The sequence below is a fragment of the Pseudovibrio sp. M1P-2-3 genome, assembly GCF_031501865.1.
Classification (GTDB): Bacteria; Pseudomonadota; Alphaproteobacteria; order Rhizobiales; family Stappiaceae; genus Pseudovibrio; species Pseudovibrio corallicola.
In genome coordinates, this window is sequence record NZ_JARRCW010000002.1 from 109,876 (window position 1) to 122,023 (window position 12,148).

Annotated in this window: 12 protein-coding genes and 2 pseudogenes; 12 read left to right on the forward strand and 2 right to left on the reverse strand. The window is 47.5% G+C overall.

Features of this window, described 5'->3' with window-relative positions; translation table 11 throughout:
- Positions 1-18 precede the first annotated feature (18 nt).
- The 4 genes from P6574_RS21050 to P6574_RS21065 are packed head-to-tail and all read left to right on the forward strand — an operon-like array spanning position 19 to position 4,280.
- Complete coding sequence (locus tag P6574_RS21050; protein WP_310622312.1) at positions 19-1,335, forward strand: hypothetical protein; 1,317 nt, start codon at positions 19-21, stop codon at positions 1,333-1,335.
- Between the two features lie 2 nt (positions 1,336-1,337).
- Positions 1,338-2,573 (forward strand): hypothetical protein, encoded by a 1,236-nt coding sequence (locus P6574_RS21055; protein WP_310622313.1) that lies wholly within the window; start codon positions 1,338-1,340, stop codon positions 2,571-2,573.
- Positions 2,560-3,483 carry an OmpA family protein gene (locus tag P6574_RS21060; RefSeq protein ID WP_310622314.1) on the forward strand — a complete coding sequence of 308 codons (924 nt, stop codon included), beginning with the start codon at positions 2,560-2,562 and terminating at the stop codon, positions 3,481-3,483. The genes P6574_RS21055 and P6574_RS21060 overlap by 14 nt, the downstream gene beginning before the upstream one ends.
- Positions 3,483-4,280, forward strand: coding sequence for a hypothetical protein (locus tag P6574_RS21065; protein ID WP_310622315.1), 798 nt, complete (start codon positions 3,483-3,485; stop codon positions 4,278-4,280). Before P6574_RS21060 ends, P6574_RS21065 begins: the two co-directional genes overlap by 1 nt.
- 402 nt (positions 4,281-4,682) lie before the next feature.
- Here P6574_RS21065 and P6574_RS21070 read toward each other — a convergent pair whose 3' ends face one another.
- Positions 4,683-5,705, reverse strand: a complete 1,023-nt coding sequence (locus tag P6574_RS21070; RefSeq protein WP_310622316.1) for an IS110 family RNA-guided transposase — start codon at positions 5,703-5,705, stop codon at positions 4,683-4,685.
- A 533-nt stretch (positions 5,706-6,238) separates the two neighbouring features.
- Between P6574_RS21070 and P6574_RS21075 the strand changes: the two genes are divergently transcribed.
- The 7 genes and pseudogenes from P6574_RS21075 to P6574_RS21105 all read left to right on the forward strand — a co-directional run bounded on the left by P6574_RS21075 (position 6,239) and on the right by P6574_RS21105 (position 9,831).
- Positions 6,239-6,403: a hypothetical protein gene (locus P6574_RS21075; RefSeq protein WP_310622317.1), complete on the forward strand. Its 165-nt coding sequence runs from the start codon at positions 6,239-6,241 to the stop codon at positions 6,401-6,403.
- Between the two features lie 12 nt (positions 6,404-6,415).
- Positions 6,416-6,727, forward strand: coding sequence for a hypothetical protein (locus tag P6574_RS21080; protein ID WP_310622318.1), 312 nt, complete (start codon positions 6,416-6,418; stop codon positions 6,725-6,727).
- An 18-nt stretch (positions 6,728-6,745) separates the two neighbouring features.
- Positions 6,746-6,919, forward strand: coding sequence for a hypothetical protein (locus tag P6574_RS21085; protein WP_310622319.1), 174 nt, complete (start codon positions 6,746-6,748; stop codon positions 6,917-6,919).
- Between the two features lie 474 nt (positions 6,920-7,393).
- Positions 7,394-7,864, forward strand: coding sequence for a calcium-binding protein (locus P6574_RS21090; RefSeq protein ID WP_310622320.1), 471 nt, complete (start codon positions 7,394-7,396; stop codon positions 7,862-7,864).
- Between the two features lie 212 nt (positions 7,865-8,076).
- Positions 8,077-8,463 (forward strand): IS66-like element accessory protein TnpA, encoded by a 387-nt coding sequence (gene tnpA / locus P6574_RS21095; protein ID WP_310622321.1) that lies wholly within the window; start codon positions 8,077-8,079, stop codon positions 8,461-8,463.
- Positions 8,460-8,807, forward strand: coding sequence for an IS66 family insertion sequence element accessory protein TnpB (gene tnpB, locus P6574_RS21100; RefSeq protein ID WP_310622322.1), 348 nt, complete (start codon positions 8,460-8,462; stop codon positions 8,805-8,807). Before tnpA ends, tnpB begins: the two co-directional genes overlap by 4 nt.
- A 106-nt stretch (positions 8,808-8,913) precedes the next feature.
- Positions 8,914-9,831, forward strand: a pseudogene (locus tag P6574_RS21105) (DDE-type integrase/transposase/recombinase).
- Here P6574_RS21105 and P6574_RS21110 read toward each other — a convergent pair.
- A protein-coding gene (locus P6574_RS21110) for an IS630 family transposase (protein WP_310619020.1) occupies positions 9,823-10,781 on the reverse strand; the annotation gives its coding sequence in 2 pieces (ribosomal slippage) (positions 9,823-10,437 and positions 10,440-10,781; 957 coding nt in all). The pseudogene P6574_RS21105 and the gene P6574_RS21110 sit on opposite strands and share 9 nt — an antisense overlap.
- A gap of 258 nt (positions 10,782-11,039) precedes the next feature.
- Between P6574_RS21110 and P6574_RS21115 the strand changes: the two are divergent.
- A pseudogene (locus P6574_RS21115) lies at positions 11,040-12,102 on the forward strand (IS630 family transposase).
- Positions 12,103-12,148: the final 46 nt, after the last annotated feature.

Genomic DNA, 12,148 nt, shown 5'->3' on the forward strand with positions numbered 1-12,148 from the left:
AGCAAGCGAGTTTTTAAAATGCAGACCAAGCAGGCATGTAACTATCTTGATGAGAATTTTTGCACCGCCGGCAATGAGCCGGGGGGCATCGAGGCCTCTCTTTTGGAGGCTATTGAAAGTGAATGTAATTTAAAGCGTATACGCCTGTCTGATCCATCAGGGAGTACACCAAAAGGTCTCACCCCTGCCATGGAAAATTGGTATATGGCCAATGTTGCCTACCCCAGAGTTGCGGCACTTGAGGAAATCAATCGGGCCTACCAAAATGTGGAGGATGACAAGGGCACCTCAGCTGTTTTCTTAGAAGGGGAACAATCACGACTACAAGATACGAGAATTCGGGAAAAGCGTGCTGCGTTAAAGCAAATGCAACAAGCGCACAATTCTGATTTCACACAACTGGAAGAAGCTGGCCAAAAACTCGAAGAAAAAACCGCACTCTACGATGAGATGCGAAGTGAGTATAATGGCCGGGAAGCAAAACTAACCCCCTGGTGGTATATCCCGGCACTCATCATCGTTCTTATCACTGAAACACTGGTAAACTACGAGAGTTTCAACGCAGTTAAACTCTTCACACCAGCTCTCGCCCTTGGATCCACATTGATTATTGGCATTGCTCTAGCACTTGCCTCACACATGCACGGGACTGTTTTACGGCAATATAAATCACTTGCTGGCCGGCACAGGAAAAATGTCGACCGTGCCACGGGTTGGCGAATGGCAGGTCTTGGTACGGTATGTTTAGCCGTTGTCATGGCCGCTGTATGGTATGCAAGAAGCCAATATTTTGCAGGCCAACTTATTTCTTTCTCTGTTCTTGGCGGTCAAGCACCAAGTGCATTGACCGTTATTGGCGGCTCAATGATCATGAATGTGGTGGTTTGGATCGTTGGGGTTATTATCGCATTTGTTGCCCATGATGAAGATCACTTTTTTCCACTTACACTCAAAGAAAAAAGGGCCGCAGAAAAAGAAGTCGAGCAGCTTAGTAAAAAAATCGAGAAAATAAAGCGCGCAGAATATGGGCGCATAAATGAAGATATTGATGTCAAGATTAGTAAGCTGCAGTCGAAAAATAGAGTTTTCAAGCCAGCTGACGACATGAAAGACGAGTATGAGCATGCACAACAGATGCTCAGAGCTCTTAAAGAGCAGGATCAACGGATCCTGTCCATATTGAACAACTACCGCTTAAAGTTGATCGAAGCTTTAGGGGAGAAAAAATGTAAATTCGCGCTCACATCAGAGTTAAAGGACGTGAAAGCAGAGATCATGGATCCGATTGACTACAAAGCCTACCGCTTGTCATTAAACTACCACACGGAGGCATGATGATGCGTGTCATTGCAACATTACTTGCGCTTGTATGTTTAACGGGAACAGCACCTGCACAGGTTAGAACCGAAAACGCCACCTGCGCCAGAACTTTGTCTGAGCAGCCACTACGCCAAACATTAATCGTCATTGACGGAGCAATGGTTGCTCCTGATACAGACAACGGCCCTTCCGCAAAGAACCAAAATTGGCGCCGTTTTCTCACCTCCTTGTTAAATCCATCGGGGCCAAACAGCAGCAATAGCTTCTCCCCAAATGAACCCGTAACAGTTGCCATCGCCAGTTCTGATGGCGCGAGCCTCTCTCCCATTTTCCAAGGATGCATGCCAATCGTGAGTGCAGCGGAAGCTGAAAAGCTCGATAGCCAGACCAGTTCTTTGGATACATTTATTGGGAGAGACTGGAGGTCAAGGCACAAAAAACAGGCGGAAACCTTTTTAAACTCGCTTGTTATGGCATCCGTGGAAGGCATCAACAATGTCTCCATTGGGGGGACGGAGAAGGTTCGTTTCACTGAAAGCGGGCTCATTGAAAGTATGCAACGTAATCCGATGATATCCTTGGACAAGGGAATCCCTAGAATTCTCATTCTAACAGACATGGATCTCTACACATTTCCAAATGGGGATATCACAACCATTCGGGCGGCGGCACGTTCAGAAGGCATACGGGGGGGGGGCAACTTCCTACGCGCAGAAACCCATATTTTTGCACAGGGCCTGGGCCAGCATGACCAATTGGATGCTTATTTGAAGCCCTACTTTCTCTCCCAACAGGCCAACTTGGTCTCGATCGGATCTTTCGGGGCAGCTCTGCCTTCCAACAGCCAGCCCACATCCGTTTCAGTATTTCAAGGTGTTGCCGACTTCCCACAAGGGACTTACCCAATGCGTATGCGCCTGGCAAAAGACCAATCAAATTCGATCGTAAACTCATGGGTGGAAGTGCAATCGGATCAAAACCGTTTTGTTCCGTTTAATGGGCTATTAAATTGCCAAACAGATACACAGTGTGAATACATCGGAGATCGGGTGTTTGCCCAAATTTGGTCAGACAACCCAAACCCTGAGCCGGAATGTTTGCAGTGGATGGCATTTGCCGGCATGAGAGAACTCTCGTTTTCCATTGAGGGGGAACAAATTACCGGGAATGTCTCGGATCCAGCTTGTGAAATTGTGGGCCGGGAAGAGGGCATTTCGTTTAAACTTACGAAGGTTTCCAATGGCTTATTCTAAAAAGATGCCTTTGGCTTTACTGTTCATTCTTTCAACTATAGTGTCAGGGCTGTCTATCAGCCCTGCCCTATCTGCATGTCCCCCAGGATTTCCTAAGGGGTTACCGTGCCCTCAAGAGGCGTGGGAAACTGTTGGTTTAGAGCACGCAGATCGCCGGGAGCGTCTACTTCGGTTAACTGATGCAGGCTTAAATCTCCAATTCTTTGAAGAAACAATCACAAAGGAGATGCATGGGCTTTCTGACTTTCCAACAGACATACCTGTTTTGCGCGTCGTTGCACAACATGATGTTTTTTTTGACCGCGGAAGTAGCCAAGTAAAACCTGAAGCCTATCCGATCCTCGATATAATTGCCCAAAGTCTACAAAAAGAACCTCCGGATGTATCTGTATTTATTGTGGGACATACAGATTCAGATGGACCGGATGAATACAATAAACAACTGGGATTGGACCGGGCTAAAACAGTAAGCGATATGCTCGCCAGACGAGGTGTTTATCAGGCAAATATATTCCGGATCTCTTTTGGCGAAAGCCTACCCATTGCAACAAACGCTACAATAAAAGGAAAGGCTCGAAACCGGAGAGTGGAGTTTTTATTTGCCGCCCAAACACAAGCAATCGTTGCAAGCTTTGGAAAGCAAATGGTCAACATTTGTTCCGATCCAAATCAGGCACAGCAAAGACTATGTCAAAAATCTAAGGTGAGCTTGGATGCAGAGAAAGTATTTGTCACCTCCAATTACAACAAAAATATCAATAGCCTGAACCGTAAAACACAAACGGTCATGGACAATAAGGAGCTGAGCAGCTCGCAATTAAACCACACTATTTCGAATATTGAATTACAACGAAAAAAAATCCCAATAGAAATCAGCAGACAAAAAATTGTCATTCAACTAGACAGATAATGTTTAAATTTTACCTCGCCTCTTTATTAATGATAATGGCTGGTCCGGTGGAAGGCTTTGCGGATACCCCTTCCCCGATCACCTATTGTCGCTCTTTGTTTCATACAGTTGTACAACAACCCGACAGCAATGGTGGATGGATTGCCACAACTTCAAACAATGAAAACAAATTATGCCTTTATGGCTCACTTAGTGATATTGATCTGGCATACTTCAAAAAGACTATAACCAATATTGATAAGATTGATGTCATTGTTCGATCTTCAGGCGGACCTGTTGAGACTTGGCTTACCGTGGCAGAGCTACTCTCTCATAAAGTGCACGAGCTAACAGTAGATGAACTTTGTTTTTCAAGCTGTGCAAACTATATAGTACCGATTGCCCGGCAAATTACATCCGGGCCCAATAGTTTAATAGCATGGCATGGCGGCCCATACATGCCAAAGAGCTCACGCACTGATGGATTTTGTTCATTGGCAGATCATAATTGCTTGGCACTGGCTCGCCGCACAGAAGTTTTGTATAAAAAACACAATATTAGCTCAGATTTGTTGAGAGTATCAGGCACTGTTCCCCATCATAAAAAGTATAGGAGTTTGATATCAACTCTTGCCAACATGCAACTGTTAGATAGCTCAATGCCGCTACCTGTCGCCGGTTATGCTTTTTCCCCGGATCGACTCAAAGCATATGGCATACATAGTACCTCCAGAATGTGGCATGCAGGGGCCGATATTGATATCGCCCTTCTATCACTCCGGCGAAATCAAAACCTCTTGCTCATGGAATCCCCTTAACCTAATCGCATGAAGTAGAGACAGCAAAGCTCGAAGTGCGTTCAGGATCTGAATTGACAGTTGCAGTGGTATCTTCAACGCGAACCGGAATAAAGGCTGTCGCTTCCGGGACATCAATGGCGTTAGGTCGGTCAGGCTGGACGTATATGGACACCCCCGATATGCAAGCAGTGATTTATGAAACTTTGGAAAGTGAGGTCAGGCACTGACGTATATTCGGCCTCTATTTGCGACCTTACTCCGTCGCGGGCCCCTATGGAGATCCGTCGAACCGGTCCAATTCGCTTACGCGCACTTTAAATGTGCTCCGTCCGGCAGTGGTTTTCCGGTTCTGTCTCAATGACCATTTTCCTTAGCTTCTTCGGTCCTGCTCACATAGCTTATCAGGGAGCATTGCCATCTTCAGCCGATAGCAGTCTCCCGATAAGATTCTTTTGTTTGCAATAAAGCCCAGACAATACGGGCCATCTTGTTGGCAAGGGCGACAGCCACCAGCATAGAAGGTTTACGGTCCAACATCCGTTGCAACCATGCCCCCTCACGGGCACCGCGCAGCTTGGCCCACCGGACCACTGCCATTGCCCCGGTAATCAGAAGGCGCCGAATATCTCTTTGTCCCATCTTGGAGGTGCGTCCCAACCGCTCCTTACCTCCACTGGAAAACTGTTTGGGAGTTAGACCGAGCCAGGCAGAAAAATCTCTTCCCTTTGTGAAGATCTCAGGCGGCGGCGCAAACGCCAGAATGGCAGATGCGGTGATCGGGCCGATACCAGGAACTGCCATCAAACGTGTCGCAACTTCCTCCTTTTCGGTTGTTCGGTTGATAGCCTTCAGGAGCTCATTAATTTTCTCCTGCAGGCTCACAATCTGATCGAGAAGCATATGACTATAGCTCTCAACCGTTTCTGGCAGGTCCTGCCCCTTTGTTTGGAGCAGTTCTCGCAATGCCTTGAGATGAACAATCCCTTTTGCTGCAAGCAGACCATGCTCTGCCAGATGCGCCCGCAAGGCATTAATCGTTTGCGTTCGCTGGCGCACAAACAGATCCCGGGTTTTGAAAGCCATACAGCCTCCCTGCTGTTCACTGCTTTTGACGGCAACAAAGCGCATGGTTGCGCGGGAGGCTGCCTCCGCAATGGCCTCAGCATCTACTGCATCATTTTTCTGCCGTTTGACAAACGGTTTCACATAGACGGGAGGAACCAGTTTTGCCTCATGGCCGAGGCGGTTAATTTCCCGCGCCCAGTAATGAGCGGTCGCACAAGCTTCCATAGCCACAACAGTCGGGGGCAAGCTTTCTAAAAATGGCAACAGTTTTGCTCTGGAGAGTTTTTTGCTGAAAATCGGTTTTCCACTCTTGTCGGCACCATGTGCCTGAAAAACATTCTTAGCCAGATCAAGTCCTACTATGTAAAGTTCTTTCATGGACGCCTCCTATACAAGTGGTCTGACACCACTTTGGCACAGTAAAGCCTGAAAGGGGGTGTCCATCCCATCGCTTACGAACAATATCTTAAGACACAGGAAACAAGCATTAGATCCGATGCAAGGAATGCGGCTGACCGGAGCACACTCGGGTTTGATGAAACCCGGTGGGCGGTTCTTACCTCAATAGATGCAACAAATCCGAACGCTGGCAGCGCTGTATTACTCTCATTTAGTAGTGCATCAAGGACTTTCGCGTTGGGTAACGCCCCCGATCTCACCCACTCAATATTTCGAAATTGGCTCCAAAAAATGGAGAAAAATATACACTGGGACGAACAAGGGAAAGGGGCCGCGTGATGATTAAACAAATCCGATGGCAACTTAGCAAGAAGATATTCAAACTATGGATCTGGGTGACCCCTGGCGACTGGTTGGTGCCCATGTTCAAGTCTATTCGTAAGGTAGATGAAAATGAACTTTGGGAGACTAAAGATTCACCAAAATCTAGGGGCAGTTAGTTAGAGGTGAAAATGACTGAGAAGATCGACTACAACACCAAAGAAGAGCTTGAGGATTTAATCTTAGAAATCGACGTAATACTTGAAACTGGCGGAGTCGTGGGGACTGCTATGTTCGCCACTCTAGCAGAGCTGGTTAAGCTGAAAAAGTCCGAGCAGCCCAGATCGGCCACTTAATAGGAGGTGGGAATGACACGAGACGAGCAGTTGGAGTTTTACAGTCAAGTTCAGGAAGTTAAGCAGACTGTAGTAGCCTTAAACGGGCCTTACAAAGAAACAACTTCTATTCTGCATCAGTTAGATCTGATGCATGAGACGTGGGTCGAGGATGAAATCGTAGACTGGGAAGTTTGTGAGAAAGGCATCGTTTTAGACGAGACAACTTCCCAAGATGAAGGTGGCTGGTTTTGCAAAGGAAACCGCTCTTCGAGAACATCGAGCATCAAACCAGAGCCGTTGCTTGAAAACAAAAAGTGCGAAAGATTGTTGACGCTACCATAAGTTTGTGTGAACTACGGGATGCTCTTTTCATGGCCAAGGGCGTCAAAGTTCATTTCAGATCGATCTCCAATATTCTACATCGGCATGGCTTTAAATATAAAACAGACAGTGGAGGCAACAGAGCGGGACAAGCTTCCTGTCCACAAAGCACGCGAGGAATGGCTTGAAGAACGCCAGACTGTAAGGCTTTAGAACTCACAACGCTCCCCATATTTTTCAGGCATGAAACACAATATTGATGGGGTAAATTCAGCCCAGAATAGGCTCTCACTTAAAAGTGAAAGACCCCGTCTTCGCCTGGCAAGCATGAGTTAATTTGATGAGGTTATGCCTTAAATCGCAACATGTTACATTACAAAAAATTTAGATATCTTCTCCTTTCCAAATACTGAAAATTATACTCAATCATTACATTCATGTAATTTAAATATAGATATTTCTACCAATATTTGCTACATAACCTTACGGCAGTTAAGCGATGAAGGAGAAATTAAAATAGAAAACCCCCAACATCGATAATGTAATAATAAAAGATACGCTCATTAATACATAAATAATCAAAGTTAAACAGAAGCATCTACTATAATATACGCTTCAATGATCATCGTTGAGTAGATGAATTCATATTTAACTCTGATAGTAACTATAAAAGACTGGAAAGCGACTATGACTAGTGCTGTTCAAAAATATCAAGTAGGTAGAGATGGCGACGACATCCTCCATGGAGATAACGGTTCAGATCACATAAGCGGAGGAAAAGGGGCCGACAAAATATGGGGTTATGGTGGAGATGATACCCTAGACGGCAATAGAGGTAGTGACAGAGTTGACGGCGGAGGTGGAGACGACATCGTCACTGGTGGCAAAGGAGACGACACTCTTATAGGTGGCGGTGGCCAGGATACATTTATTTTCTCCCGCGACGATGACAAAGACGTCATTAAAGACTTCAATACCTCTGACGACACAATTTTGCTGGAAGGTTTTGGAAGCAACAAAAACAGCTTCAACGAAATCATGAACCATGCCAGCAACGAAGATGGCAATGTGGTGATCGATCTGGGAAGTGGTGATGTACTCACACTGAACGGTTTAAGTAAATCCGATCTAAGCTCGGACGACTTCTCCTTCGGTTAAGTTTCCCAAATAGCACATAGAAAGAACTCCGCCAGTTTCCCGAGGTGGAGTTTTTTTGTGTGCGGGTACAGGGCAAAAAAGAGAGCGGAATATCCGCCCTCTTTCAAGTGGGGTAAGTCCAGTTGGTTAGTAAGCGTCTGGGCTGACCGACCTAACGCCCTTGAAATTCGTGGTTTAAGTTCGGCCTGATTTAATTATGCAGGACTAGACTTATGAGCAAGAAAAACAAGACGTATTGGAGTGAAGAGGACAAGCGCACCGTTTGTGAGGAAGCTTTGTCGTCCCGTGAATCTATCGCCCAGGTTGCCCGCAGAAACGGGCTTAACAAAGGGCGTCTTTATAATTGGCTTAAGGACAAACGTTATAATCCTTCCCCAAAGCCTGCCATTGATGCCCCTGAACCTACAGCCTTTGTTCCGGTTAGCGTTGAAAACGCAACTGTATTTGAGAAGTCAGCTCCTGAATGCTCACCGAACTTTGTTGTTTCAAATTCAGAGTTGGTGATGGAAATCAGGTTGGTTGCAGGACATGAAGTGCGCCTGAGTGGTTGCTTGAATGAGCAGCAGCTTACCGCAGTTCTCGCGGGGCTCGCCACATGATTCCGGTTCCCAGTAATGCACGCGTGTGGCTGGCCGCAGGCATCACAGATATGCGTTGTGGTTTTAACACTTTGGCGGCCCGAGCAGAAAATATCCTAAAGGAAGACCCGTTCAGTGGCCATCTGTTTGTATTTCGCGGCCGACGGGGCGATTTGTTGAAGATCATCTGGTGGGATACGCAGGGTGGTTGTCTATTTTCCAAAAGATTGGAGCGCGGCCGCTTTGTCTGGCCTGCGGCTAAGAATGGTAAGGTCAGTCTATCAGCATCGCAATTATCACTCCTTCTAGAAGGAATTGACTGGCGTATGCCGCAGACAACGTGGAAGCCACTCACAAACGGTTAACCCTTTCAATTCCTTGGATTTACTGTTGGAAATCCTGCTTTATATGTTTAGTCCCGCGAGAAGATGGAATCAGTTTATCGTTGACACCATCTTGTAAGGAGGGGCTATGGGACAGGTATTACACGGTAGCGCCACGACTACTCACGCGGTTCGATCGGCCATCCAAAAATCGGATGCAACAATCAAAGAGCTGAGTACCCGATATAACATCAATCCCAAAACGGTTATGAAGTGGAAAAAACGTAGCAGCGTAGAAGATCAACCTATGGGCCGGAAAAATCCTCGCTCTACCGTTCTTACTGTGGCTGAAGAGGCTGCGTGTATTGCTTTTCGCAAGCACTCTTTACTCGCGCTGGATGACTGCCTTTATGCTCTGCAGGAAACGATCCCGAAGTTGACCCGCTCATCCCTCCACCGTCTATTCCAGCGCCACGGGATTTCGCGTCTGCCAGCCCCAGATAAGAACAAGACCAAAAAACCTTTCAAAGCCTATCCGATCGGTTACTTTCACATCGATATCGCGGAGGTGCGAACTGCGGAAGGCAAGCTTTATTTGTTCGTTGCCATTGATAGAACGTCGAAGTTTGCCTTTGTGGAACTGCATGAGAAAGCCACCAGAAGGATTGCTGGCAACTTTCTTCGCAACCTCATCATGACTGTACCTTATAAAGTCCACACCGTGCTGACCGACAACGGGACCCATTTCACCGATCCCAAAGGCGACAGTTGGAATGCTCAGGACGTGAAGCGTATGCTCGCGACCGGTCAGGTCGAACGTATGAACCGCACCATCAAAGAGGCCACGGTTCGACGCTATTATTACCAGACACACAACCTGCTGCGCACTCATCTGGAAACGTTCATACAGGCTTATAACTTCGCCAAACGCCTCAAGGCTCTCAAAGGACAAACACCCTTTGAATACATTACCAAACAATAGACAAAAGAGCCGGACAGGTTCATAAAACAACCACACCATCTCCTCGCGGGACTTAACATTTATAGTCTTGAGCCTTTATACTGAAACATATCCAGCTGCCTTGAAGTAATTCCAACACTCTTGGGGTGTGAACAGATCGCATATGTCACCCAGAGCCTTTATCAAGGTCTCAAAGGTTCTGGCTTTCATTCTGCGTAGGTGTGCTTTGAGCTTGGAAAACGCCATTTCGATAGGATTGAGATCAGGAGAATAGGGCGGCAGAAAAAGGAACCAACACCCGCTTTGTCTGAGGGCCCTTGCGGCTTCTGGAACTTTGTGTGTGGACAGGTTATCCAGAATGACCACCGTTTTAGGGTGCAAGCATGGAGCCAGTTGTGTCGTGATATAAGTGGTGAATGCCTTGCCATTCATGGCCCCGTCCAGAACCCAGGGCGCAATGAGTCCCTCGTGGGTCAAACCGGCGATAAAGGTCTGGTTCTGCCAGCGTCCAAACGGCGCTGTGTCAAGGGCTCGTTCCCCTTTAAAGGCTCGGCCTCGCAGCCGGGTTAAATTCGTTTTAACACTGGTTTCATCGAGAAACACCAGTCTCTCAGGCAGATCACGCATTATAGGCTGACGGGTGTGGCGCCATTCATCTCTGGCATTTTGTACATGGAGTTTGCCACGCTCGGTTGCCACCAACGATTTTTTTTATAGGTGTAGCCAAGACGGCGCAAAGCCTTGGAGACGGAAGTATGGTGAACCCTCACTCCCTCAGCCATGAAAAGTGCATCACATAACTCCATCAACGTGATATCTCCGTCTTGATTGACCAGCTCGCGCAAGAAGGAGAGGTAGGGCTCCAATTTTCCGCCTCCCTTTGGGCGCCCTGTCCTGACCGGGATTAAACTCTGCCCCTCCCGAACTTTACGGGCCAAGCGAGATCCTGATGCTGGAGAGATCAGCAGGCGGCGTGCTGCTTCACGCCCGCTCATCCCGGATAAAATGAGCCTTTTAAAGCGAAGGCGTAAATCAAGTGAAAGTGGCCGGCCCATGTGATCTCCTCCCTAAAAGGAGTGAATCACAAATCAACCTGATTGGGAATCCCCAATCGATTCAGCGTTGCGCCTCATTGCTTTAATGGCCTGTCCTTGGAAAAAGGCGGACGCTCTTTAGTCTTGCAAGAAATCTAGAAAGACTGATTTTTAGAGGTGCCCTTTAGAGTATAATACCAACGGCACCTGTTTTTGACTCGGGATGAGGATTCCCAAATCACTTGAATTGTGATTCAACATTGGGAAAGGAGATTCCCAATGTCAGCGATCCCATTGCGCCGAGACTATGATGCTTCTTCGTTACGAACTCTTGCTTGTCAAAGTAAGGATGTCAGGCAGAGCCGCCGCCTTCTTGCTCTTGCTGCTGTTTATGATGGGTTGTCGCGCTTGGAGGCGGCACGCATGGGCGGCATGGACCGCCAAACACTGCGAGACTGGGTGCATCGGTTTAACGCAGAAGGGCCGCACGGCCTGTACAATCGTAAGATCCCGGGCCGTGTCCGGTGGTTAAATAAAGAGCAAATGGCTGAATTTGCAGATCTGGTTGAGGCTGGGCCTGATTTACAACAACACGGCGTAATTCGCTGGCGTCGGCGGGATCTGCAAGGTGTGATCGAGCAGAAGTTTGGGGTCAGCTATAGCGAAAGGGCTATTTCAAGCCTCCTCAGAGTTCTGGGATTTTCTCGGGTCAGCGTTCGGCCACAGCACCCGGCACAGGACGAGCAAGTTATGGAGACATATAAAAAAACTTCCATGCCCGGCTTAAAGAAATAAAAGCGCGCTTGCCCTCACAAACATCCATGGAAATCTGGTGGCAGGACGAAGCCCGCATTGGTCAAAAAAATGGGCTCACCAGAAGGTGGGCAAAAAAGGAACGAGACCACGGGCTCCCAGCGACGGGCGCTATCAATCAACTTATGTATTCGGGGCCATCTGCCCCGCCCACGGCAAAGGGGCAGCACTTGTTTTGCCCAAAGCCAATACCAATTCCATGCAGCTTCACCTTAAAGAAATCAGCCGAACCGTCGCCAAAGGGGCGCACGCAGTGGTCCTGATGGATCAAGCGGGTTGGCATACAACGGCAAAACTGAAGTTGCCTGATAATATAACCATCTTGCTGCTCCCACCCCGTTCTCCGGAGCTCAACCCGGTTGAAAATGTTTGGCAGTACTTACGGCAAAACTGGCTCTCTAACCGAACCTTTCAAGACTACCAGGAAATTGTCGATGCCGCCTGTTCCGCTTGGAATAAGCTTATTCAACAACCCCGCGCAATCTCATCAATCGGTAGACGAAATTGGGCGCATACAGGTCAATTATAAGTGCCGTTGGTATAAAGCCTGAATACAATGTGCTCTAAATACACGC

Bases quoted from the DNA above. Each gene is read 5' to 3' on its own strand.
- P6574_RS21050 (WP_310622312.1), top strand. From the start codon at position 19: ATGCAGACCAAGCAGGCATGTAACTATCTTGATGAGAATTTTTGCACC.
- P6574_RS21055 (WP_310622313.1), top strand. From the start codon at position 1,338: ATGCGTGTCATTGCAACATTACTTGCGCTTGTATGTTTAACGGGAACA.
- P6574_RS21060 (WP_310622314.1), top strand. From the start codon at position 2,560: ATGGCTTATTCTAAAAAGATGCCTTTGGCTTTACTGTTCATTCTTTCA.
- P6574_RS21065 (WP_310622315.1), top strand. From the start codon at position 3,483: ATGTTTAAATTTTACCTCGCCTCTTTATTAATGATAATGGCTGGTCCG.
- P6574_RS21070 (WP_310622316.1), bottom strand. From the start codon at position 5,705: ATGAAAGAACTTTACATAGTAGGACTTGATCTGGCTAAGAATGTTTTT.
- P6574_RS21075 (WP_310622317.1), top strand. From the start codon at position 6,239: ATGACTGAGAAGATCGACTACAACACCAAAGAAGAGCTTGAGGATTTA.
- P6574_RS21080 (WP_310622318.1), top strand. From the start codon at position 6,416: ATGACACGAGACGAGCAGTTGGAGTTTTACAGTCAAGTTCAGGAAGTT.
- P6574_RS21085 (WP_310622319.1), top strand. From the start codon at position 6,746: ATGCTCTTTTCATGGCCAAGGGCGTCAAAGTTCATTTCAGATCGATCT.
- P6574_RS21090 (WP_310622320.1), top strand. From the start codon at position 7,394: ATGACTAGTGCTGTTCAAAAATATCAAGTAGGTAGAGATGGCGACGAC.
- tnpA (WP_310622321.1), top strand. From the start codon at position 8,077: ATGAGCAAGAAAAACAAGACGTATTGGAGTGAAGAGGACAAGCGCACC.
- tnpB (WP_310622322.1), top strand. From the start codon at position 8,460: ATGATTCCGGTTCCCAGTAATGCACGCGTGTGGCTGGCCGCAGGCATC.